Here is a 22,630-nt window from a genome sequence, read left to right as displayed (position 1 = left end):
GCTTGAGGCCCTAAGCAGCAGGGGAGTTCCCCCGGCTCTGCCGGGGTGGCAGTAGAAGTTTGACGTTTGCTGGAGTCCATCGCGGAGACTCCCGTCGTGAGCCGCCAAGCACGATGAGGAGAAACCGCGATGGACAAGTATCGAAGTTTAAATCACACGCAGTGGGAGTGCCTGTACCACGTCGTGTTCATACCGAAGTGCCGCCGCCGCACGTTGTACGAGGACTGCGGGTATCTCGGGGTCTGTTCAAGGGTTGGCTTCGCAGAAGAGTGAGGTGGAGGAGGGGCACTTGATGCGCGACCATGTGCACATGTTGCTTCGGATTCCGCCGAAGTACGCGGTGTCGAACGTGGTGGGATACATCAAGGGTAAGAGCGCGATCCACTTGGCGCGGGTGTACGGAGGCGCAAGCCGGAACTTCGTGGGGCAGCACTTCTGGGCAAGAGGCTACTTCGTTTCGACCGTTGGCGCTGACGAAGCGGTAGTGCGCGCGTACATTCGGAACCAGGAAGCTGAGGACACGCGACTGGATCAGTTGGAGCTACTACGGTGAAAGACCACCTTCAGGTGGCGCCAATGATGTGGGGACGTGTCAACGTCCCCGCCCTATCACTGAGCGGCTCACACATTTAAAGCCCCCGGCTCTGCCGGGGGATACTTACCTGCTCTTGAGTCCGGTTGTGGGTTCTGAGTTCTGGGTTGTGGGCAGCAAGGCCCGCAGGCTCCTGGCCTATTCGCAGCGCCGCAGGCCATCGGCCCTCCGGCTCCGCGGCCCACAACCCACAACCCACAACTAGCCAAGGCCGCGCCGTTTCATTCCCCATTCATCCCCTTGCCTTACCTTGATGCCATCCCGGGCGTCCGGGGCGGGGAGGAATGCCATGCGTCGTTTCGTTCTGGTGTTGCTGGCCCTTGCGGGCCTGGGCCTGGCCTCGGTGGCGAGCGCCGGGGGTTGGTCGATCGGCTGGTCGGACTACGGCCGTCATGGCGGATACTCGATCAGCTATGGCCGCTCCGGCGGGCACTCGTACACCTCGATAGGGCTGCACGCGCCGGCGTGGTCATACGCCGGATACGGTCGCGGATACGGCTACGGTTACGGCTACCGCGATCCCTGGTTCGTCGGCGGCTACCGGCGGCCGGTCTATGCCTACGATGATTGCTACTACGGATGCGGCGGCTACTACGGCTACCGCACGCCTGCGTACTACGGCTATCGCTACTCGGCGCCCAGGTACAGCCGTTACGACCGCTACGGCCGCCATGACCGGTACGATCGTTACGACCGACGTGACCGGTACGATCGTTACGACCGGCGCGATCGCTACGACCGGCGCGAGTATGGTTATCGCGATGATGACCGCGGCTACCGCCACGCGCGCTACGACCGCGATGGTCGCCACGATCGCTACGGTCGCAACGAGAGCGCCTACGAACGGGCCCGCGAGCACGCCGACGAATCGTCGCGTAGCCGCGGCTGGTGAGTCGGTCAGGCGCGCGGTTGCTGGCGGTTGACGCCCGCAACCGCCCGCCGGTATATTTCGCGGCTCGCTTGACGGGCGGTTAGCTCAGCGGTAGAGCATTGCTTTCACACGGCAAGGGTCACTGGTTCGATCCCAGTACCGCCCACCAATCAGATCAAGGACTTGGGCTCGCTTCGGCGGGCCCTTTCCATTTCCGGGGTCTGCTCCGGAGCAATCAGCCGTCGACGACCTGGTCGCGCCCCGCGGATTTGGCGCGATAGAGCGCCTGGTCGGCGCGCCGGTAGGCGTCGTCGGGGTGGCCGCCAGCCGCGCCGAGCACGAGGCCGCCGCTGAATGCCGGGCGCCAGCCGGCGGACTGGGGCCAGGAGTGCGCGCGCAGTTGTTCGCGCAACTCTTCGAGCTGCCGTCTGGCCTGGTCGCGGACGTCGCCCGGCCACAGCAGGAGGAATTCCTCGCCGCCGACGCGCGCTGCCAGCGTGGCGCCGGCGCATCCGCGCATGGCCTGGGCGAAGACCTGCAGGACCTGATCGCCGAATGCATGGCCGTGGCGATCGTTGATTGCCTTGAAGTGGTCGATGTCGAGCAGCGCGAGGGTCACCGGACCCTCGCGCAGGCTCTGGATCAGAACCTGGTCCGCATGCCGGCGGTTGGCCAGGCCGGTCAGCGGATCTTCGCGGGCCTGGCGGCCAAGCTGCTCGGCGAGTTCGGCGTTGCGGCGGTTGGCCTGTGCCAGCGCGTCGCGTTCGGCGACCAGGTCGCGCGTCTTGCGCTCGACTTCCCGCTCCAGGCTCGCGGCGCGCAGGCGCAAGGCGCGGACGCGCCAGTGCAGGGCCAGCGCTAGCAGCAAGGTCAGCGCGACGCCGCCGCCAATGCGCACCTCGACCCGCTGGTGCCAGGCGGGCAGTACTGCGATGCGCAGGACCGCACGACTGCCCGCGGTGGGCGCGTCCGGCCAGCCGGCCTCGACTTCGAAGCGATAGCTGCCGGGTGCCAGGTTGGTGTAACCGGCGCTGCGTTCGCTGTCGGCAATCTGCCAGGCCGGATCGAAACCGAACAGGCGATAGCGCAACTGGAGGCGGCCCGGCGCCGCGAAACTGATTCCGCCGAAGCGCAGCTGCAGCCTGCGCTGGTCTGCGCCGATGATGACCTCCCGGTCCAGGTCGGCTTCGGCGCCATCGATCAGCACCGCTTCGATCGTCGCCCGCGGCGCCGGCGCCGGTGCGTCGACCATGGGTGAGTCGGGGTCGACGAACCCGACACCGCCGGCGGTCGCGAACCAGAGCCTGCCGGCGTCATCGCGGACTGCCGAGGGCTGCGAACCGCCGTTCATCTGGTTCGAGGGCAATCCGTCGGCGCGTCCGAACTGGCGGCCGGCCACGCGCGAACGGCGGCCGTCCAGCACATCCATCAGCTCCTGCGGCGCGAGCCGGAGCACGCCCCGGTTGCTGGTCAGCCAGAAGCGTCCGCCGGCATCCTCGACCAGCGCAAACACCGCGTCGTCGAGCAGGCCATGCCGGCGGTCGAGCATCTCGAAGCGCTGATTGCGCCAGAGCCCGACACCGCCGTCGCTGCAGATCCACAACCGGTCCTCGCGATCGTGCAGGAAACCGAACACCGAGCGCGCCACGCCGTCGGCGAAGGGCGCTGGCGCGAGCCCGCTGCGATCCATCCGGGTGGCGCCCATGGATGTGCCGATCCACAGCGCGCCCTTGCGGTCGCGCGTCAGGGCGGTGACGAAATCGCCCTCGAGCCCGTCGCCGCGGCGGTAGATGCGGCAGTCCGCCCCCGCGCAACGCGACAGGCCCAGGGTACTGCCATACCAGACGCTGCCATCGTCGTCGACCAACGTTGCGCGCACCTGCGACGAACCCAGCTCGGCGGGCGCGCGGCGGCGGCGCAACTGGCCGCCGTCCCATTCCCAGGCGCCATCCGCGCTGGTGCCGATAGCCAGCTTCCCGTCCTTGCCCTGCGCCAGGGACAGCACGGACTGCGGCCCGAGCGGGTCCAGCCAGGCCGGACGGCGCTGTACCCGTCCATGCACCAGCAGGTCGACGCCCGCTGGCCCACCCGCCAGCAGGCGGTCGTCCGCCAGTGGCAGCAGGGTGCGGACGAAAGGGTCGGCCAGGCCCTGGTGCTCGGTCACCGCGCCAAAAGCCGCTGCGTGCAGGCGCACCAGCCCGCCATTGCTGCCGATCCACAAGTTGCCTTCCTGGTCGCGCAACAGTGAGGCGACCCGCGAGTTTGGCAAGCCCTCGGTGCGCCCCAGGACCTCGCGCCGCCCGCCGTCCAGGTGCACCAGGCCGACGGATTCCGCGCCCAGCCAGAGGGAGCCGTCGCGGTCCTCCAGCACGCGCGTCAACGCCGCATCGAAGCCCGCCGCGTGCACCTGCGTCAGGTCCGGGTCCAGGCGCATCAGGCCCTGTGAGCTTGCCAGCCACCATCCTCCGGCGGCGCGGGCCGCCAGCCTTGAGACCAGTGGCGCCGTGGCGCCGGGCCAGCGCGGGGCCAGCGGGCGCAGCTGCTCGCCATCGAGCAGCATCAGGTTGCCGTCGGTGGCCGCCAGGACGCGCCCCTCGCGATCTTCGGCCAGGCTGTAGACGTTGACTCGCCCGGCATCGGTATCGAAACGGAGTGGATGGGGCCCGCTCGCGTCGAGCCGCAGCACCGACCCGTTCGAGGTGCCGGCGTAGGCGATTCCGCCGCGCGTGACCAGCAGGGCGACCACGTGCTCGCGCAGATCGACCCCGGGACGGCTGTGCACGATGTAGCGTCCCTGGCGATGCTGGAAGATGCCGCCGCCATGGGTGCCGATCCACAGGCTGCCGTCCGGCGCGGCGGCGAGCGCCAAAACGCCCGAGCCGCGGAGCGTGGGATCGGCATTGGCCGGCAGCGGCGAGAAGCGTGCGCCATCGAAGCGCACCAGGCCTTCCCAGGTGCCGATCCACAGATAACCGTCGCGCGTCTGCGCCAGGGCGAGGACGGTGTTGTGCGGCAGGCCGCGGTCCACCGTCCACCCATCCAGGCGCATCTCGTGCAGCGGCCGCTGCGCAAGCGCGGGAGTGGCGAGCAACAGTGCGAGGAGGAAGGCGCGGATCACCGGTGCAGTGTATCCAGCCGACGAGGGCAGTTGGCAGTGGCGAAGGCGGCTTTCCGCACGCCGGGGAATTCACGTAGGCTGGCCGCAATGGCTTTCGACGGCGCACCAGGCGCCATGGAGCATCCGATGGGCGAGATGAGCGGCAAGGACTACCGCAAGGCGCTGGAGCCCTTGCAGGAAGAGCTGAATGTCATGCACCGCTGGCTGCAGCACACCGGCCAGCGCCTGGTGGTGCTGTTCGAGGGCCGCGACACCGCTGGCAAGGGCGGGGCCATCAACGCCATCGCCGATTGCCTCAATCCGCGCGCCTGCCGCGTGGTCGCCCTGTCCAAGCCGAGCGACCGCGAGAAGACCCAGTGGTATTTCCAGCGCTATGTGGAACACCTGCCGAGCGCTGGCGAGATCGTGCTGTTCGACCGCAGCTGGTACAACCGCGCCGGCGTCGAGAAGGTCATGGGCTTCTGCAATGACGAGGAATACCGGCGCTTCCTGGAAGACTGCCCGCGCTTCGAGCGCATGCTCGTCGACAACGGCATCCTGCTGTTCAAGTACTGGTTCGCCTGCGACCAGCAGGCGCAGGAAGAACGCCTCGCCGAGCGCCTGAGCGATCCGGTGAAGCGCTGGAAGATCTCGCCGATCGACCTCGCCGCGCGCGGCAAATATCGCGATTACACCGCGGCACGCGACGCGATGTTCGAGGCCACCGACGTGCCCGAAGCACCGTGGACCCTGGTCGACATGAACGACCAGAAGCGCGGCAGGCTGAACTTCATCCGCCACCTGCTCGACCACCTGCCGGACCACGAGGTGGCGCTCGAACCGCTCGAATTGCCGCCGCTGACAAAGAAGCCGGCGAAGGAGAGCTATCCCAAGCGCGTGGCCAGGGCGAAGGCGGTGTACTGAGGCGGCGGACTGGCGGTTGTGCGCCGGTTGTGGGTTGCCGGGTTCTGGGTTACGGGCAGCGAAGCAGGCGAGCCGGCAGCCCGTGGGAGCGGCTTCAGCCGCGATCTGCTTCCGGTGACCGATGGGAAGAGATCGCGGACGGAGTCCGCTCCCACCGCAGTTGATTCAAGCATCTGAAATAAAAGACTTTTGTCCGCAAAGAACGCAAAGGGCGCAAAGTAGAGCCAAATCGATTGCCGGATCCGTGGCATGGGAATGTTGAGCAGCCCAGGACGCTCTTCTTTGCGCCCTTGGCGTCCTTTGCTGACAAACAAGCAGGCAAGGGCGCGCGACAGTTCGCTGCGCGAAAAAGCGCACCGGCAGGGGCGGCCGGAAGTCCCACATGTTCGCGAATACCAGCCTTGCTGCCCACAACCCACAACCCACAACCCACAATCTACAACCAGCCTTCACGCAGTCTGGTAAGAAGCGTTCACCCGATCACGAACCCACCCGCCACCGGCGCATCCACATCCGCCGCCTCCACCGCATCGACCCTTGCCAGCAGGGGGCCGCGCCAGAGCCAGCTTTCGAGCTTCGCCAGGGCTTCGTCGCTGCCCTGGGCGAGCACCTCGACGCGGCCGTCGGGCAGGTTGCGTGCGTGCCCGTGGATGCCCAGCGCGCGTGCTTCGTTGCGGGTTGCGGCGCGGTAGCTGACACCCTGCACACGGCCGCTGACGAGGAAGCGCCGGGTGGGCATTGCGCGTTTACCTGGCGGCGTCGATCGCGCGCTCGAGGTCGGCGCGGGTGACCGGGCCGAGGAAGCTCTGCTTGAGCTCGCCGTCCGGGCCGATCAGATGGGTGGTCGGCAGACCCTTGGGCACGGCGAAGGCAGCGGGCGGGGCGTAGACGTCCACGGCGGCGATGGCGTAGCTGATCTTGCGCTCCGCGATGAAGGCCTTGAGGTCCTCCGGGGTGGTTTCCTCGAAGGCCAGGCCGATCACGCTGACGTCCTCGCGCGCGTGATCGAGTTCGTCCAGCTCCGGCATCTCCTTGATGCATGGCCCGCACCAGGTGGCCCAGTAGTTCACCACGATCCACTGTCCGCGCAGCGCGGCGACATCGAAGGTCTTGCCATCCAGGGTGGGTAACGACAGCTCCACCGGCGCGGCGCCGGCGCTGCTGCCAACCAGGGCAAGGGACAGCAGGAGCGTGCGGAAACGATTCGACATGCGCAGAGCCTCGAGACGGACTGTTGGAGTATGCAGCCGACCGGGCGCACGGCCGATGACTGACAGATTCAGTTTGGCGGCTGCTCGACCGGCAGGCTGGCCGAGGGATCGTCGCGCCGCGCGCCCGGCTTGCGGAACAACTCGGCCAGCGCCTGATCGAACTGGCGCTCGGCCGCCTGCGCCGCGTTCTCGCACATCTGGCGCACGCGTGCATCGACGTTGCTTGCCGGCGTGTGGGTGTGCTTGCCATCGGACAGCGGGAGCAGGAAGCCGCCGCCGCGGTAAAGGGCGCGAATGCGCACGATTTCCGGGTCGCGCGAGAGGATCCAGCTGCCGATGTCGGTGCGCTGGGCGATGCGTTCGCGTTCCAGCGTGCCAAGCAAGTCAGCGATGGTCGATTCCGGCACATCCGGCAGGCGCCCGGCCAATTCGCCCACCGACAGCCCGACACCCTGCAGCTGCGCCTCGCGCAGGCGGGCCAGCAGGCGCAGCAGGGCCGGGAAGCGCTCGCGCTCGGGCAAGTCGCGCTTGGTTGCCTCATGCGCGAAGGCGCCGAGCGCCGCGGTCAGCGAGGCGCCGAGCAGTGCCACCACCCAGGAGACATAGATCCACAACAAGGTGACCGGGATCAGCGCCACCGCCGCGCCGTAGATCTGCTGGTAACTCGCGAAGCGCCCGATGAACTGGGCGAAGCCCCACTTGGCCACCTCGAATGCAGCTGCGCAGAACAAGCCCCCGAGCAGCGCGTGGCGCAGCCGCACTGGGCAATTCGGCACGATCAGATAGGCCAGCGAGGCGGCGGCGAAGGTCACCAGGAAAGGCAGCGCCGCGAGCGCCATCGACTCCAGTCCGAAGCGCGCGGACAGTGCCGCGAGATAAGGACTGGCGAGGAGCGCCGAGCTGACCGCGAGGCCCGCCCCGACCAGCAGTGGCCCCAGCGTCAGCGCGGCCCAGAACACCACGAAGCGGGCCAGCGCGCGGCGCGGCGCGACCACCCGCCAGATGCGGTTGAACGAGTGTTCGATCGAGGTGACCAGCAGCAGGCCGCTGACGAACAGGGCGGCGATGCCCACGGCTGTCAGCTGCGAGGCCTTGTCGATGAAGGCCAGCAGCTCGGTCTCGATCTGCTCGCCAACCGCCGGCACGAAGTGCTTGAACACCCAGTCGGTCAGGGCATCGATGAAGCGCTCGAACTCCTGAAATGAAGCGAGCACGCTGATCGTCACCGTCAGCAGCGGGACCAGGGCAAAGACCGTCGTGAAGGACAGCGCGCCGGCCGCTTCGAAGCATTGGTCGTCGTTGAAGCGCCGGGCGAGGAAGCGCGCGAAAGCCAGCGTCTGCTCGGTCGGGCGCTTGAGGGCGGTGGCGATCCTGGAACGCATGCGGCTTCGGGCGCGGGGACTGGAAGGCGAGTTTACGTGGCAAGGCCGCGGCAGGGGACGCGCATTCGCAGGTGGTCCACGTGCAGGGCAGGTAGCATGCACGGTTTCCGCGCTGCGCCGAGCTGTCGATGCCCTTCATTCTGGTCCTGTACTACAGCCGCCACGGCAGCACCGCGCAGCTGGCGCGGCGCATTGCCAGTGGTGTCGAGGAGATCGACGGCATGCATGCGCGGGTGCGGACGGTGCCGGAACTGGTGGCGGCCGCGGGTAGCCACAGTGCCCCCGAAGTGCCGGCAGACGGCCCACCCTTCGTCAATGTGGACGATCTGGCTGACTGTCGCGGGCTGATACTCGGCAGCCCCACGCGCTTCGGCAACATGGCGGCGCCGTTGAAGCACTTTTTGGATAGCACCGCTGCTCTATGGCTGAGCGGCGCCCTGGCGGGCAAGCCGGCGGCAGTGTTCACCTCCACCAGCAGCCCGCACGGTGGCCAGGAGAGCACCCTGTTGTCGATGATGCTGCCGCTGCTGCACCACGGGATGCTGCTGGTGGGGCTGCCGTACAGCGAGCCCGCGCTGACGCGCACCACCGGCGGCGGCTCGCCCTATGGCGCCGCGCACCTGGCGCGCAGCCACGGCGAGGTGCAACTGAGCGACGACGAGAAGACGCTGGCGCGCGCTCTCGGGCGGCGCGTGGCCGACATCGCCCGCCGGCTGGACCGCGCATGAGCCCGGCCCGGATCTGCGCCGTCAGCCTGGCTGCGCTGGTTCTGCTGCGGCTGGCCTATGCCTGGGCAATCGCTCCCGACGCGCGCGCGGCTGCCGGCTTCGCCGCTGTCGCGCTGGCGCCGCTGCTGCCCTTCGTCGCCGCCTGGGCCTTCCGCCTGCGCGGGCTGTGGATCTATGGCGGCATCGCGGCCTGGGTCTACCTGGCCCATGGTGCGATGGAGGCCTTCGCCACGCCCGCCGTGCGCGGCTGGGCGCTGGCGGAGGTGGCGCTCGCCACGGTCTATTTCATCGGCTTGTGGTGGCGCACCCGGGAGCTCAAGGCGGCGCGAGTAAAAGGCTGAAGGCGGGTGTTGGTTGTTGGTGTTGGTGTTGGATTAGAGCCGGTGGGCGAGGGGGCGCTGGTTGGCGGTTGATGGTTGTTGGCGCTGCTTCGGCTTTGCTGCCAACAACCAACAACCAACACCAACACCAACACCAACACCCACCAACACCGCTCCTCACCCCGCCGCTGGCCGCTGCTCCGTCATCCAGCGCGAGAACTCGAAGTCGAACAGCGTGGTGGGCGAGCCGAGCGTCGGGCTCTCGGCGTAGTCGACGCCGGCGGACAGCAACTGAGCGATCTGCTCGCGGCTATCCACCGAACTGGCAATCATGATCATGCTGCTCTGGTGCGCGCGACGGATCAGTGCAGTGAGCAATTCAGTCGCGCGCTCGCTGCTGCCGGTACTGGTCGACAACTCGGGTGAGAGCCGCAGGTAGTCGATCGGCACGCCGCGCAGCCGCTGCACCAGCGTCAGGTCGCGGCCGATGTCCTTGAGACCTACGCGGATTGCCAGTGGCTTGAGGCGCTGAGCGAACGCAATCAGAGCCTCCATGCGATCACCCAGCACCACGGCCGGCAGCGTCAGTGCAATGCCCGTGCCGGATTGCCGCCGCTCCTGAAGCAACTGCTCCAGATGGCCGGCCAGGGTGCCGTCGTCCAACGCCCACGGCGAAAGATCGACGACCAGCCGCACCTGACGCCCACGCTTGAGCAAGTCGGCACGCACGCTGAGCGCCTCGCCGATGATGAAGCGGTCCACATCCGTGACGCAGCCAATCTCGCGGGCGACGCGGATCAGGTCGTCCTGGCTCGCGGCAGGCTGGCCGGTGCCGCCCGGACGCCAGCCAAGTACCAGTTCGTACTGGCCGGGCACGCGCCCTCGCAGCGGGATCAGCGGCGCGCCGCGGATCTCCATGTGCTGGCCGAAGCGACGGCTCTGCAACAGACCGCGCAACTGGGCGTCGCGCTCGGCCGGGATCAGGCTGGCGCTGGACACCTCGAACCACATGCAGCGATCGCCGCCCAGGTGGATCGCCGCCAGCGCGGCCGCCTCGGCGTTCTGCACGCCGGTATCGGCCGATTCACCGTCCAGGTTGGCCAGGCCCAGACTGGCTTTCAGCGACAACTCCTTGTCGCCGATCTGGATCCGGCGCCGCAGCAGGCTCTCGCGCAGGGCTTCGGCGCTGGCCAGCGCGGCGGCGCGGTCGCTTCGCCGCAGCAGTACCAGGTAACGGCAGTCCTGGTAGAGCGAGGGCAGGTCTTCGGCGCGCAGATGCTCCTTGAGTGCCTGGCCGACGGCGATGTCCAGCCGGCTCTGGCCCGAGATGCCAAGCGATTTGCGCAAGGTTTCGTGCTCGTCGAGGACGATGTAGAGGATGACCGCGCCTGGCTGGCCGCGCGCCGAGTCCGCGCGCTCGATGAACTCGCGCCGCGGATACAGCCCGGTGGATTCGTCGCGCGCGACCGTGCGCTTGGGGGCGAAGCGCTTGCTGCGCTTGAGGCGCGACTCGATCACGCTGATCAGATGACGCGGCTTCAGCGGCTTGAGCAGATACTCGTCGGCGCCGCCGGCAATCGCTTGCTCGCGCAAGGCCAGTTCGCGCGAACTGGCCACCAGCACCACCGGGATGTCGGCGCTGGTGGGGTCGTCGCGCAGGCCGTGCAGCAGCTTCATCGATTCGGCGCCGCGCATGTCGGCATCGATCACCGCCACCTGCGGCTTGAACTCTCCGATCGCCGACAGGCCGTCGTCCGAACCCTGGCACAGGCGCACCGTGTAGCCCGCGTCCTTGAGCCAGGTTGCTGCCTCGTGTCCGCGGCTACGGTCGCCGTCGACCAGCAGCACGCGACTGGACGATCCGGTCACCACCGCTTCGCTGGTCAGCGCGACCAACATCGCCAGCGGGTCCAGTGGCGGCTCGAAGTACTTCACGCCCTGGCGCAAGGCCACGAGGCGCCGGCCCAGATCCTGCCGCGGCGCCACCACCGCGAGCGTCGGTTCGCGATGGGCCTCTCCGAGTTCGGCACGTGCGGCTGCCAGGGCGCGCAACTGCGGCACGATGTTGGAGAACGCCGCGCCGACGACCATCGCGCGCGGCACGGCGCCGGACAGCAACCCCAGCGCCTGGTCCGCGTGCAGGAAGCTGCGGACGGAGTAGCCGTGCTCGGTGAATGCCGGGCCAAGGTCGATTCCGAACTCGGCGCCGTCGCCCACCAGAACGATCATCTCGTCGTGGCGCTGTCGCCGCTTGGCCGGTACCGTCGGTGACGGCCGTGCGGGTGCGCTGGTGGTTGCCGGTGACGGCAATGGAGTGGGCGCTGCGGTGGGTGGCGACGTCGCCGCAGTTGCCGCCGGCTTGAGGCCAGCGCCGCGTGCCTGGACCATGTCGAGTGCGAGCGCGGTGCTTGCCAATGTGCTGACCAGCGCAGAAAGCGTGCGCAGCTGCTCGTGGTTGGGCGTCAGCGAGGTGTCGACGAAGACCCGGACGAAGGTCTCGAGCTCGCCCGCCTTGCGGCTCAGCGACAGGCGCAGGCGGTCGCAGGCGCGCACCAGTTGCTTGGCGGCCAACTGCAGCCCACGGCCATGCGCAGCGCTCCAGCGGCTGGCATTGAGCTTCTCCCAGGCCTGGACCAGGCTGGTGGCGTGTTGCCTGAGCTCCTCGTGCGCGCGCTCCAGATGAGCGTCGCTACCTTCGAGTTGCTGCCCGGCGCTTGCGTTCATGCGCTCTTCTCCCGTTTCCTGGCTCACATTCTGCGCTGTCTCGCGGTGGCCGTTTGTGCTCTCGATCAGCTTACGCCGGCTTCATGGCGCATGCTGCGATCCGCGTCCGCTAACGCCTTCGCGCCCGATGTTAGGCTAGTCACTCGAGACTCAGGGAGAGGGGTGGTCCATGCTGCGCGGGCGCGGTCGTTCGACTTACGCAGGTTATCTGCCCTCCACGGCTGCGATTGGCCTGCTGATCATCAACCTGCTGCACAACTGTTTCACGTATGCCGCCCTGGCAGGACACTCCGAGGTCGGGAGTGCCTTCAGCAACGCGATCAGGAACGACTCGCCGATCGTTGAGGCTTACATCGCAGCAGGTTCGGCGTTGCGCGGGCTGCCTGGGCTGTCGACGCTGGGTGATGCCACTGCCGCAGCGGCTGCTGCACCGCTGGCGCCGCGGATCAAGGATTTCCCGCAAGGGGCCGATGCCATGTTCTTCGGCGAGTCCCGCAGCTCTGCGCAATCCCGCATGCTCTGGTCCAGGCGCCTCACGCCTTTCCTTGCCCTGGTTGCCCTGGTCGTGTGGATGCGCCGGCAGCGCCCGATCCACATGAAGGCCCGCCTGCGCGCCTGACCGGCCCGCCGCGCTGTCCGATCCCGTCGCCGCCCGGACATCCGCAGTTTGTGCGGGGGTCAGATGTGGGCTGCCCCTGTGCGTCAGTTGCTGATCTGGCGCGTCAGTTGGCCGCAAATGATCTATTCATATGTCATTCGGTCGGCGACTTGTTGTGCGCCGCAGCAAATAGTTTCTCAAGATAGCAATCCTGAACAGCCCGTTAATATTGGGTTTTGCATTCGTTCAGCTTCGTCATCTGTCTGTCTGCATCGATTAATGCTGCAACGCAGCACGACTGACGCGCTACGGCACTTTGTGCCCCGATTGACCACCTCCCGGCGGCTGTTTAATGTTCCCCGGCGGTCGCGGTGTTGAGTCCATCCTGGGGAGGCCCGGATTCCACCGTCGACCGCTCTTTTTGCTGGATCCAACGCAGGCCCGGGAACTCCCGGAACCTGACACTCGTGGACTCTCTGGGGATAGTACTCATGCGCAAGATTGGTACCGGTCTGGGTGTTGCCATAGCAATGGCGCTTCCTTCCCTTGGCCTCGCGGCCGAGCTGCGTCAGGCAATGCAGCCTGTCGCAGGTCAGTACATCGTCGTCCTGAAAGAAGAACAGGTCAGCTTCGGCGACAACCAGCGGTCCAATATGCCGAGCGTCATGTCCATGGCAGTCGACATGTCGGCGGCCTACGGCCTGCAGTACGTACGCCACTATGAGACGGTCCTGCCGGGCTTCGTCATCCGCGCCAGCGCCAAGCAGATCGATCGCATGCTGTTCGATCCGCGTATCGCCTACATCGAGCAGGACGGCGTGGTGACCGCAAGCGCCACGCAGACCGGCGCCACCTGGGGTATCGACCGCGTCGACCAGCGCGCGCTGCCGCTGAACAGCAGCTACACCTACGACACCACGGCGAGCAATGTGCACGCCTACATCGTCGACACCGGCGTGCTCGGCACCCACACCCAGTTCACCGGCCGCATGGGCAATGGCTATACCGCCATTTCCGACTCGAACGGCACCAACGACTGCAACGGCCACGGCACGCATGTCGCCGGCACCGTCGGCGGCACCACCTACGGCGTGGCCAAGGGCGTGACCATCCACCCGGTTCGCGTGCTGGGTTGCGACGGCTCCGGCACCAATTCCGGCGTGATCGCCGGCATGGACTGGGTCGCCAGCAACCGGGTCCAACCCGCTGTGGCCAACATGAGCCTCGGCGGCGGCGCCTCGACGGCGACCGACGACGCGGTGCAGCGCATGTATGCGGCGGGCGTGACCGTGGTGGTCGCTGCCGGCAACGACAACTCGAACGCCTGCAACTACTCGCCGGCGCGCGCCACGAACGCGATCACGGTCGGGTCCACGACCAACACCGACGCGCGTTCCTCGTTCTCCAACTACGGCACCTGCCTCGACATCTTCGGGCCGGGCTCGAACATCACCTCGGCCTGGTACACCGGCACCAGCGCGACCAACACCATCAGCGGCACCTCGATGGCGTCTCCGCACGTCGCCGGCGTCGCGGCGCTGTACCTGGCGGCCAACCCGTCGGCCACGCCGGCGCAGGTCACCACCGCGCTGATCAACAACGCAACGCTCAATGTCGTGACCAGCGCTGGTACCGGTTCGCCGAACCGCATGCTGTATTCGCTGTTCGGAGGTACCCCGCCGGCAAATGTGGCGCCGACGGCGAGCTTCACGTTCACCACCAGCGGCCTGACGGCGACGTTCACCAACACCTCCACCGACAGCGACGGAACGATCGCCTCGCGTAGCTGGAACTTCGGTGACGGCACCACCTCGACCACCAACAGCCCGAGCAAGACCTACAGTGCGGCCGGCACCTACACCGTCACGCTGACGGTCACGGACGACGACGGTGCGACCAACACCACGACGCGCTCCGTGACGGTGAGCTCCTCGGGCGGCGGCGGTGCGACTGCGCTGGCCAACGGCGTAGCCTCCGCGGGCTCCACCAACTCCACCAGTGCCAACAGCAGCTGGAAGGACTACACGGTGGCCATTCCGTCCGGTGCGTCCAACCTGGTGATCGCCACCAGCGGCGCGACCGGTGACGTCGATCTGCACGTCAAGTTCGGCGCCCAGGCCACCACCAGCGTCTACGACTGCCGTCCGTACAGCTCCTCGGGCAACGAGACCTGCACCTTCGCCACTCCGAGCGCCGGTACCTACTACGTCCGCGTCTACGGCTACCAGACTGGTACGTTGACCTTCAACACGACGGCCTCCTGGAGCACGGGCGGCGGTGGCGGCGGCACGGTGACCGAGAAGCTGTCCAACGGCAACTTCGACAGCATCACCACCAGCACCAACTCGGCGCCGGATGGCTCGTGGGCCCGCTCGGCTTCCAGCGGCACCTCGTTCAACACCCTGCTGGCCGGCCAGACCAATGCCAACACCGGTGGCAGCTATGCCTACCTCGGCGTCAACGCGACCACCAGCTCGCAGACGGTGCAGAGCAAGCCCACGCTGATCCCGGCGGGTGCGACGCAGGCCACGCTGAGCTTCTACACCTCGATCGTGACCAGCGAGACCACCACCACGACGGCCTACGACAAGCTGCAGGTGCAGTTGATCGATGCCAGCACCAACGCCGTCCTGACCACGCTGGTGACGCTGTCCAACGTCAACAAGACCACCAGCGCGTCGACCTACGTGCAACGCAGCTACAACGTCGCGGCGTACAAAGGCAAGAACGTGCGGATCCGCTTCGTGGCCACCACCGACAGCTCGCTGGCGACCACCTTCCGGGTCGACACGGTCAGCCTGCGCACGGATGGCTGAACGTCTAGCCTCCTAGCAACACTGCGGTAACTGAAGGCCCCGGGGGAAACTCCGGGGCCTTTTCTTTGGTTGTGGGTTGTGGGCTCTGGGTCGTAGGCGGCAAGAGCCGTGGTGCCGATAGCCCGTGGGAGCGGCTTCAGCCGCGATCTTCCGCCGGCAGCCATAGGGAAAGACCACGGCCGGAATCCGCGGCCAAGGGGCTGCGGCCTGCGAGCTTCGCTGCCCAGAACCCAAAACCCAGAACCGGCCCGCAACCACTCCGGAATTCAGCGCCCTTACGGCGCTCCACTACGACGGTTCGAACCGGTTCGCGTCACGGTTCTTGCGAACCTTCGCCGGATCCCAGACGCGGCCGCTCATGGTGATGTAGGCGCCTGGCGGAAGCACCTGGACGGCGCCGATGGCGCAGCCGATGTTGAACACCGCGTCGGAATTCTGGAACCGGGCCGGGTTCAGCGCGCCAGTCAGGACAATGGTCTTGCCGGGAATGGTTGACAGCACCTTCGCGGTCTCGACCATGGTGTCGGTGCCATGGGTGACCAGGATGTGCGCATGCGGCTGCGCCTCGATGGTGCGCCGGATCAGTTCGCGGTCGTCGGCGGTCAGGTGCAGGCTGTCCTTGCGCATCAGGGCGACCATGTTTAACGTGAAGTTCACCCCGAATGAGGTCAGGATGCGGCCGATCTCGGGCTCGCCGATCTGGTAGGTCGAGAGATCGTCGAAGTAGATCTTGTCGATGGTGCCACCGGTGGTGACGATGCACAGGTGTTGCATGAGCTACTCCGTTTCATCGGTGGCGAGCAGCCGCGAGTCTAGGGTGTCGTCGCTCGGGATTCGATCCACGCCATGCGCGGCAAAGCGGCGCGCGGCAGCAAGCGGCCGGTGGTCGCCCTCGGCCAGCGCGGACCAGGCGCCGTGTCGCAGCAGCAGCGCCAACGCATAGCAGCGGCCCAGGGTCAGCGCGATGCCGCGGGCGTGCGCTTCCCCTGCGCCACCCATGTGCCAGGCCTGCTGTGCGCGTTCCAGCGCGTGGCGGATCAGTACTGCGCCGGGCTCCCCATCGCTGCCGGCCTGGCCGAGCAGGCTGGTCAGCGAGGCATTCAGCGTGGCCCAGGCGCCATCGCCGCGCAGCACCCTGAGCGCGTCCAGCGAGAGCACGTCGGTGGTGCCTTCCCAGATGCTGAACACCTGGGCATCGCGCAGCAGGCCCGGGATACCGGTGTCTTCGATGTAACCGGCGCCGCCGAAGCCTTCGACGATCTCGCTGATGCCGGCGACCGCCTGGCGTGCGGTCAGCAGCTTGGTGATCGGGATCAGCAGTCGCAGCAGCAGGCGGTGGCGGTCGTCGAGCGCACCCTGGTCGGATTTGCCGAGCAGTTCGGCCACATGCAGTGCCAGATGCAGCCCGGCTTCCAGTTCCGCCTGCAGGCCCGCGAGCATGTGCTGGTGGATCGGTTGTTCGATCAACCGCCGGCCGAATACGCGCCGGCGCCCGGCGTAGTCGCGCAGCAGTTGCAGCCCGCGGCGGAAGTAGCTGAGCGCCGCGAAAGCATTCCACAGCCGCGTCTGGTTCAGCACCGGCGCGATCATGCGCACGCCGCCGCGCTCGGCGCCGACCAGTTCCACCGGCGTGCCGTTGAGCTGCAGTTCGGCGGTCGGCAGCTTTCGGCTGCCGAGCTTGTCCTTGAGCCGGTCGACGACGATGTTCTGCAGCCGGCCGTCGGCGTCGCGCGGTTCGCAGTAGAACAGCGCCAATCCATCATTGCCGCCGGGGTTGCCCTCCGGCCGTGCGAGCAGCAGTGCCATTTCGGAGGTCGCCGCCGAGGTGAACCACTTGCGACCCCAGGCGCTCCAGCGCCCATCCTCGCTGCGCAACGCGCGCGTCTCGGTGCCGCTGACGTCGGAGCCGCCGGTGGTCTCGGTCATCCACTGGCCGCTGGTCCACAGCGTGGTGGCGTCGCGGCTGGTCAGGTGCGGCACCGCGAGGTGCGCCAGGCGCTGGTTGCCGGACTCGATCAGGGCGCGCGCCGCGCCATCGGTCATCGCCAGCGGGCAGGACCAGAAGTCGTTGCCGGCCGTCGCGAGATACACCATGCCAAACTGGAACAGCCGCGCATGCGCCCCCTTGGTGCCGTCGTAGCCGTGCCAGACCAATCCGAATCGCGCAGTCAGACTGGGCATGCTCTGCCACAGCGGCGTCAGCTCGATCTCGTCGATGCGATGGCCCCAGGCATCGAAGGGCGTGTGCCGCGGCTCCAGCAGGCGTTCGCGCAGCTGGCGCGGGTACAACTCCTCGGCCACCACTTGGCCCAGTTCATTGGCTTCCTCGTGGAAGTGCTCGAACAGCGCATGCGGCAGCATCCGCCGCAGCGCCGACTGCAGCACGCGGTCGCTGGCGTAGGGGTTGGCCAGCTGCGGCGGAGACTGGGTGAAGGCCATGGCGTGCCGATCCTGCGAGGATTGGTGCCAAGTTTAGACCTGCCTTGCGGAACCGGCGGGGTGTCGGGCGGTGTTGGTGTTGGTTTCTGGTGTTGGTTGAAGCATGACCAGGCGAGTCCCGGCTGGCGCGCGCTTGCCAACACCAACAACCAACACCAGCACCAAGCGGCAGCGCAATCTACCAACCCGGCGAACGCATCCGGGCGGTGGTCGCGCCGCTGCTGATTGGGCATGATCCCTTGACGCCGGCCCCACTGCGCCTGCTCCATCGTCCTCCGCCCGAAACCCCGAGGTTGTGTCCGGATGCAGTTGAAGGCGTTGTTCGAGATCGATCGTCGCGAACGCGCTGCGCTGCTGCTCGCCTTCGTCTATTTCTTCGGGCTGCTGACCAGCTACTACATGCTGCGCTCGGTGCGCGAGGCGATGGGCGTGCGTTTCGGGCCGGAGCTGTACAACTGGCTCTACACCGGGACCTTCGCCTGCATGCTGCTGGCTCAGCCGGTGTACGGTGCGCTGGTGTCGCGGTTCGCGCGGCGGGTGTTCGTGCCGGTGGTTTATGCCTTCTTTCTCCTGTGCATCCTGGTGTTCGTCGGTGTCTGGCAGGTGCCCGGCTGGCGCGATGGTATGGCGCCGGTGTTCTACATCTGGTTGTCGGTGGCGAACCTGTTCACCGTGTCGGTGTTCTGGAGCTACATGGCCGATGTGTTCGACGAGCACCAGGCCAAGCGGGTGTTCGGTTTCATCGCCGCGGGCGGCTCGGCCGGCGGGCTGAGTGGCGCCGCGTTGACCATGTTGCTGGCCGGGCGGATCGACATTGATGGCGTGCTGCTGGTCTCCTTTGGCTTCCTTGCACTGTCCTGCGCCTGCGCGGTCCTGCTCGCGCGTTATGCGCGCCAGGCCAGCGGACGCGCGGATGCGGACCAGATGGATGCGCTGATCGGCGGGACCAGTTTTGCGGCCTTCCGCCTGATCGTCAGCCAGGTGCCGCTGCGCTGGCTCGGCGTGATGATGGTGCTGACCGGTGTAGGCGGCGGCATCCTGTATTTGCAGCAGGGATACGCCGTGCGCGAGTTGTTTGCCGACGACAGCTTGCGTGCGGCCTATTTCGCGCGCATCGACCTGTTGACCAATCTGCTGGCTCTGCTGTTGGAGATCTTCCTCGCGCGCTGGGCCTTCACCCGCCTCGGCACTGCGCGCCTGCTGACCCTGATGCCGCTGCTGCTGATGGCCGGGCTTGGTGCGCTGGTGCTGGTCCCCACCGCCTTCATGATCGGCCTGTTCCAGGTGCTGAGCCGCGGCGTGCGCTTCGCCTTCGGCGAGCCTGCGATGGCCAGCTGCTACACCACGCTGGACCGCGAGATCCGCTACAAGGGCAAGGGCTTCATCGACACCTTCGTCTACCGCCTGAGCGACGTTTTCACCCAGTGGTCGATCAAGGGCCTGTCACTCATCGGCGTCGGCACCGGCGGCATCTACGCCTGGGGCGCGCTGATGGCCGGCGTCACCGCCGCGGTGGGTTATGTGGTGGGACGGCAGCATGAGGAGCGGTCGAAGCGGTGAAGCTGGTGTTGGTGTTGGTTGTTGGTGTTGGTTGGAGCGGGGCTTGCTGGAGCCAGTGACGCGCGGCTTCAACCAACACCAGAAACTCATACCAACACCAGACTCAAACCAACACCAGCCATCAGGCGTGCTCGCGGATGAACCCGCGCACTTCCGGATAGACCACTTCGCGCCAGCGGCGGCCGCTGAAGATGCCGTAGTGGCCGGCGCCCTTGACGGTGAGGTGGCGCTTGCGCTCGTCGGCCAGGCCGCGGGTGAGTTCATGGGTGGCCTGGGTCTGGCCGAGGCCGGAGATGTCGTCCAGTTCGCCTTCGATGGTGAAGATCGCGGTGTCCTGGATCTTCTCGGGGGCAACGCGTTGGCCGCGCACGTGCCATTCGCCGCGCGGCAGCAGGTGCTGCTGGAACACCACGTGGATGGTGTCGAGGTAGTACTCGGCGGGCATGTCGAGCACCGCGTTGTACTCGTCGTAGAACTTGCGGTGGGCGTCGGCGTCTTCGAGGTCGCCGCGCAGCAGGTCCTGGTAGAAGTCCCAGTGCGAGCTGAAGTGTCGGCTGGGGTTCATCGCGAGGAAGCCGGCGTGCTGCAGGAAGCCGGGGTGGACCTTGCGCCGGTAGCCCGGATAGTTGCGCGGCACCTCGTGGATCACGCTGTGCTTGAACCAGCTGAGCGGCTTGGTGGTCGCGAGGTCGTTGACCTGGGTGGGGCTCTTGCGCGTGTCGATCGGCCCGCCCATCAGGGTCAGGGTGCGCGGCAGGCGCTCACCGTCGTCGGCCATCAGCGAGACCGCCGCCATCACCGGTACCGTCGGCTGGCACACGCTGACCACGTGCAGGCGCTCCGCGCCGATGTGGCGGATGAACTCGCGGATGTAGTCGATGTAGTCGTCGAGGTGGAAGGCGCCGGTCTCCGCCGGCACCATGCGCGCGTCGACCCAGTCGGTGATGTAGACCTTGTGGTCCTGCAACAGGTGCGCACGGTGTCGCGCAGCAGGGTCGAGTGGTGCCCGGACAGCGGCGCGACCACCAGCACCGGCGGATCGTCCTTGAGGTCCTCGACCGTTTTCGGGTCATCGGAGAAGCGCTTGAACCGGATCAGGCGACAGAAGGGCTTGGCCAGCGCGGTGTACTCGACGATCGGCACCTCATGGCCATGCGCCTCGACCGTCTTGATCCCGAACTCGGGCTTCTCGTAATCCTTGCCGATGCGGTGGATCAGCTCGTAGGTGGCCGCGATGCGTGGCGCGCCGGGGAACTTCGACAGAAACCTGGAGGGCTGCGAATACATCTTCGCTGCGGCGTCCGAAAACGCGATGAAGGACTCATCAGCGAACGCTGCATTTCGTGCAGGTGATAGAGCATCGCGCCGGTTTCCATACGCTGGGCAGTGCGCGCGATGTTGCAGCGCAACAGGCGCGAGCGCCAGTGGACGTTTGGCGCAGTTTGCAACGGGGCGAAGGGCTTTTCGAGGCGCCGAGCCTGTCGCGTCGGTTGGGACCGAGTCCGGTTGCTGGTTGTCGGTTGTTGGTTGTTGGCAGCAATAGCCCGGTGCCGAAGGCCAGTGGGAGCGGCTTCAGCCGCGATCTGTTGCGATGAGCCGGCGGGAAGAGATCGCCGACAGAGTCGGCTCCCACAGGTCTCGCGGTGTGCGCGCGTCGCTGCCAACAACCAACAACCAACAACCAACAAACAGCCGCTCGCCCCAATTCAGGGCGAGCGGCCCGGAATCACCTCACTCTTCGCTCTCGATCACGATGAACAGCGAGCCTTCGCCGCGGCGGACCAGCAGCAGCGTGGGTTCGCCGTCTTCACCGTCGCCGATGGCCTTGCGCAGCTCGGCGATGGTCTTCACGCGCTGGCGGTTGGCTTCGAGGATCACGTCGCCGCGCTGCAGGCCGGCACGGGCCGCGGGACCGGACTGGACTCCGGTGATCAGCACGCCGCCGTCGATCGACAACTGCTCCAACTGCTCCTGGGTCAGCTCCGACAGCGCCAGGCCCAGGCGCGACTCCTTGGCCTCGGCGGGCGCAGAGCTGCCGCCGCGCGGGGTGGCTTCGGCGGTGGCGTCCTCCTCGAGCTTGCCGATGGTGACGGTGAGTTCGCGGGTCTTGCCGTCACGCAGCACTTCGATCTTCGCCTTGGCGCCGACCGGCGTGGCGCCGACCAACGGCGGCAATTCGCCCGAGCTTTCGAGCAGCTTGCCGTTGTAGCTGAGCACGATGTCGCCAGGCTGGACGCCGGCGTCGTCGGCCGGGCCATCCGGCACCACCGAGGCCACCAGCGCGCCGCGCGGGCGGTCCAGGCCGAAGGCGCGCGCATGCTGGCCGGTCACTTGCTGGAACTGGATGCCGAGGTAGCCGCGCTCGACGAAGCCCTTGTCGGCCAGTTGCTCGGCGATCAGGTTCGCGGTGTTGATCGGGATTGCGAAGGACAGGCCCATGTAGCCGCCGCTGCCGGACAGGATCTGCGAATTGATGCCGATCACCTCGCCGCGGACGTCGAACAGAGGACCGCCCGAGTTGCCGGTATTGACCGCGACGTCGGTCTGGATGAAGGGGACGTAGGTTTCGCGCAGCTGGCGCTCGGTGGCGCTGACGATGCCCTGGGTTGCGGTGTAGCTCATGCCGAAGGGCGCGCCGATGGCGAGCACCCATTCACCGACTTCGAGCTGGTCCGGAATTGCCGGGCGCACCACCGGCAGCTTGTCGCATCGATCTCGATCAGCGCCACGTCGGTGCGCTCGTCGCTGCCGAGGACCTTGGCCTTGAACTCGCGGTTGTCGGACAGGGTGACGACGATCTCGTCGGCGTCCTTGACCACGTGGGCATTGGTCAGGATGCGACCATCGGCCTCGATGATGAAGCCGGAACCGGAACCGCGGCGTTCGGGCGCATTGCCGCCGCCGGGCATCCCGGGATGGTTGGGAATGCCAAAGCGACGGAAGAACTCGCCCATCGGGCTGTCCTCGTCGAACTGCTGCTGGAAGCGACGGTCCTCGCCGCGCACCGCGATCTGGACCACCGCATCGCGGTTGCGACGAACGATCTCGCGGAAGTCCGGCAGGGCCATGCCGCTGGTGGACAGGGCGGCCGGCGCTTCCGCCTGGACTGGCGTGCTCGCGGTTGCCGCGTTGTTGCCGGTCTGCGCGTAGAGGCCGGCACCGACGGCCAGCGCGACCAGGGTCAGGACGATGCCAACACGTGCTTGGGACATGGCTGGATTCTTGTGGGGTTGTTGGGGAACTGGACGTTTAGACCGCGAATCCGATGCAGGTTCCGTCGCCATCGGCTGCGATCAGCTGAAATTAACGAACCGGGTGTCGTACGAATGTGGGGGCGACCCGCCGGATTCATCAAGATGCGCCGGCAC

General features: G+C 67.2%; 16 protein-coding genes, 1 tRNA gene and 2 pseudogenes. 9 read left to right on the top strand and 10 right to left on the bottom strand.

Features of this window, described 5'->3' with window-relative positions:
• Positions 1–129 precede the first annotated feature (129 nt).
• The 3 genes and pseudogenes from tnpA to IPK27_03595 all read left to right on the top strand — a co-directional run bounded on the left by tnpA (position 130) and on the right by IPK27_03595 (position 1,632).
• Positions 130–553, top strand: a pseudogene (gene tnpA / locus IPK27_03605) (IS200/IS605 family transposase).
• A gap of 328 nt (positions 554–881) precedes the next feature.
• Complete coding sequence (locus IPK27_03600) at positions 882–1,484, top strand: hypothetical protein (protein ID MBK8066723.1); 603 nt, start codon at positions 882–884, stop codon at positions 1,482–1,484.
• A gap of 73 nt (positions 1,485–1,557) precedes the next feature.
• Positions 1,558–1,632: transfer RNA gene (locus IPK27_03595), tRNA-Val, on the top strand.
• Positions 1,633–1,698: 66 nt separating this feature from the next.
• Here IPK27_03595 and IPK27_03590 read toward each other — a convergent pair.
• Positions 1,699–4,581, bottom strand: a complete 2,883-nt coding sequence (locus tag IPK27_03590) for a diguanylate cyclase (GenBank protein ID MBK8066722.1) — start codon at positions 4,579–4,581, stop codon at positions 1,699–1,701.
• A gap of 126 nt (positions 4,582–4,707) precedes the next feature.
• On the opposite strand from IPK27_03590, the gene ppk2 reads away from it, so the two are divergent.
• The gene (gene ppk2 / locus IPK27_03585) at positions 4,708–5,484 is read left to right on the top strand and encodes a polyphosphate kinase 2 (GenBank protein ID MBK8066721.1); all 777 of its coding nucleotides are present in this window, start codon (positions 4,708–4,710) and stop codon (positions 5,482–5,484) included.
• Positions 5,485–5,956: 472 nt separating this feature from the next.
• On the opposite strand, the gene IPK27_03580 is transcribed toward ppk2, so the two are convergent.
• From IPK27_03580 to IPK27_03570, 3 genes are all read right to left on the bottom strand, one after another.
• Positions 5,957–6,223 carry an acylphosphatase gene (locus IPK27_03580; GenBank protein MBK8066720.1) on the bottom strand — a complete coding sequence of 89 codons (267 nt, stop codon included), beginning with the start codon at positions 6,221–6,223 and terminating at the stop codon, positions 5,957–5,959.
• Between the two features lie 7 nt (positions 6,224–6,230).
• Positions 6,231–6,695 carry a TlpA family protein disulfide reductase gene (locus IPK27_03575; GenBank protein MBK8066719.1) on the bottom strand — a complete coding sequence of 155 codons (465 nt, stop codon included), beginning with the start codon at positions 6,693–6,695 and terminating at the stop codon, positions 6,231–6,233.
• A 68-nt stretch (positions 6,696–6,763) separates the two neighbouring features.
• Entirely contained in the window at positions 6,764–8,077 is a 1,314-nt protein-coding gene (locus IPK27_03570; protein MBK8066718.1) for a YihY family inner membrane protein, read from the bottom strand.
• A 128-nt stretch (positions 8,078–8,205) separates the two neighbouring features.
• On the opposite strand from IPK27_03570, the gene wrbA reads away from it, so the two are divergent.
• Both wrbA and IPK27_03560 read left to right on the top strand, forming a co-directional pair.
• The gene (gene wrbA, locus IPK27_03565; protein MBK8066717.1) at positions 8,206–8,805 is read left to right on the top strand and encodes an NAD(P)H:quinone oxidoreductase; all 600 of its coding nucleotides are present in this window, start codon (positions 8,206–8,208) and stop codon (positions 8,803–8,805) included.
• Entirely contained in the window at positions 8,802–9,146 is a 345-nt protein-coding gene (locus IPK27_03560) for a DUF2069 domain-containing protein (GenBank protein ID MBK8066716.1), read from the top strand. Before wrbA ends, IPK27_03560 begins: the two co-directional genes overlap by 4 nt.
• Positions 9,147–9,302: 156 nt before the next feature.
• On the opposite strand, the gene IPK27_03555 is transcribed toward IPK27_03560, so the two are convergent.
• A complete protein-coding gene (locus IPK27_03555; protein ID MBK8066715.1) occupies positions 9,303–11,849 on the bottom strand; it encodes an EAL domain-containing protein in 2,547 nt (848 codons plus the stop codon).
• Between the two features lie 169 nt (positions 11,850–12,018).
• Here IPK27_03555 and IPK27_03550 point away from each other — a divergent pair, with 169 nt between their 5' ends.
• Both IPK27_03550 and IPK27_03545 read left to right on the top strand, forming a co-directional pair.
• On the top strand, positions 12,019–12,468 hold the full coding sequence (locus tag IPK27_03550) for a hypothetical protein (GenBank protein MBK8066714.1): 450 nt from the start codon (positions 12,019–12,021) through the stop codon (positions 12,466–12,468).
• A 470-nt stretch (positions 12,469–12,938) separates the two neighbouring features.
• Positions 12,939–15,263 (top strand): S8 family serine peptidase, encoded by a 2,325-nt coding sequence (locus IPK27_03545; GenBank protein MBK8066713.1) that lies wholly within the window; start codon positions 12,939–12,941, stop codon positions 15,261–15,263.
• Positions 15,264–15,551: 288 nt separating this feature from the next.
• Here IPK27_03545 and IPK27_03540 read toward each other — a convergent pair whose 3' ends face one another.
• Both IPK27_03540 and IPK27_03535 read right to left on the bottom strand, forming a co-directional pair.
• Complete coding sequence (locus IPK27_03540; GenBank protein ID MBK8066712.1) at positions 15,552–16,037, bottom strand: asparaginase; 486 nt, start codon at positions 16,035–16,037, stop codon at positions 15,552–15,554.
• Positions 16,038–16,040: 3 nt separating this feature from the next.
• Positions 16,041–17,702: an acyl-CoA dehydrogenase family protein gene (locus IPK27_03535; protein MBK8066711.1), complete on the bottom strand. Its 1,662-nt coding sequence runs from the start codon at positions 17,700–17,702 to the stop codon at positions 16,041–16,043.
• Positions 17,703–18,005: 303 nt separating this feature from the next.
• Between IPK27_03535 and IPK27_03530 the strand changes: the two genes are divergently transcribed.
• Positions 18,006–19,262, top strand: coding sequence for an MFS transporter (locus IPK27_03530; GenBank protein ID MBK8066710.1), 1,257 nt, complete (start codon positions 18,006–18,008; stop codon positions 19,260–19,262).
• Positions 19,263–19,383: 121 nt separating this feature from the next.
• On the opposite strand, the pseudogene phaZ reads toward IPK27_03530, so the two are convergent.
• The 3 genes and pseudogenes from phaZ to IPK27_03515 all read right to left on the bottom strand — a co-directional run bounded on the left by phaZ (position 19,384) and on the right by IPK27_03515 (position 22,474).
• Positions 19,384–20,623 (bottom strand): annotated as a pseudogene (phaZ, locus tag IPK27_03525) (polyhydroxyalkanoate depolymerase).
• 370 nt (positions 20,624–20,993) lie between these two features.
• Positions 20,994–21,953 carry a PDZ domain-containing protein gene (locus IPK27_03520; protein MBK8066709.1) on the bottom strand — a complete coding sequence of 320 codons (960 nt, stop codon included), beginning with the start codon at positions 21,951–21,953 and terminating at the stop codon, positions 20,994–20,996.
• Positions 21,881–22,474: a trypsin-like peptidase domain-containing protein gene (locus IPK27_03515; protein ID MBK8066708.1), complete on the bottom strand. Its 594-nt coding sequence runs from the start codon at positions 22,472–22,474 to the stop codon at positions 21,881–21,883. Before IPK27_03515 ends, IPK27_03520 begins: the two co-directional genes overlap by 73 nt.
• Positions 22,475–22,630 lie beyond the last annotated feature (156 nt).

Source organism: Rhodanobacteraceae bacterium, from assembly GCA_016713135.1.
Taxonomy (GTDB): Bacteria; Pseudomonadota; Gammaproteobacteria; order Xanthomonadales; family SZUA-5; genus JADKFD01.
The sequence above is the reverse complement of the archived record's forward strand: the minus strand, read 5'-3'. Positions and strand labels throughout refer to the sequence as shown.

Coding starts and splice junctions, on each gene's coding strand:
- IPK27_03600 (MBK8066723.1), top strand. CDS start 882: ATGCGTCGTTTCGTTCTGGTGTTGCTGGCCCTTGCGGGCCTGGGCCTG.
- ppk2 (MBK8066721.1), top strand. CDS start 4,708: ATGGGCGAGATGAGCGGCAAGGACTACCGCAAGGCGCTGGAGCCCTTG.
- IPK27_03580 (MBK8066720.1), bottom strand. CDS start 6,223: ATGCCCACCCGGCGCTTCCTCGTCAGCGGCCGTGTGCAGGGTGTCAGC.
- IPK27_03575 (MBK8066719.1), bottom strand. CDS start 6,695: ATGTCGAATCGTTTCCGCACGCTCCTGCTGTCCCTTGCCCTGGTTGGC.
- IPK27_03570 (MBK8066718.1), bottom strand. CDS start 8,077: ATGCGTTCCAGGATCGCCACCGCCCTCAAGCGCCCGACCGAGCAGACG.
- wrbA (MBK8066717.1), top strand. CDS start 8,206: ATGCCCTTCATTCTGGTCCTGTACTACAGCCGCCACGGCAGCACCGCG.
- IPK27_03560 (MBK8066716.1), top strand. CDS start 8,802: ATGAGCCCGGCCCGGATCTGCGCCGTCAGCCTGGCTGCGCTGGTTCTG.
- IPK27_03555 (MBK8066715.1), bottom strand. CDS start 11,849: ATGAACGCAAGCGCCGGGCAGCAACTCGAAGGTAGCGACGCTCATCTG.
- IPK27_03550 (MBK8066714.1), top strand. CDS start 12,019: ATGCTGCGCGGGCGCGGTCGTTCGACTTACGCAGGTTATCTGCCCTCC.
- IPK27_03545 (MBK8066713.1), top strand. CDS start 12,939: ATGCGCAAGATTGGTACCGGTCTGGGTGTTGCCATAGCAATGGCGCTT.
- IPK27_03540 (MBK8066712.1), bottom strand. CDS start 16,037: ATGCAACACCTGTGCATCGTCACCACCGGTGGCACCATCGACAAGATC.
- IPK27_03535 (MBK8066711.1), bottom strand. CDS start 17,702: ATGGCCTTCACCCAGTCTCCGCCGCAGCTGGCCAACCCCTACGCCAGC.
- IPK27_03530 (MBK8066710.1), top strand. CDS start 18,006: ATGCAGTTGAAGGCGTTGTTCGAGATCGATCGTCGCGAACGCGCTGCG.
- IPK27_03515 (MBK8066708.1), bottom strand. CDS start 22,474: ATGTCCCAAGCACGTGTTGGCATCGTCCTGACCCTGGTCGCGCTGGCC.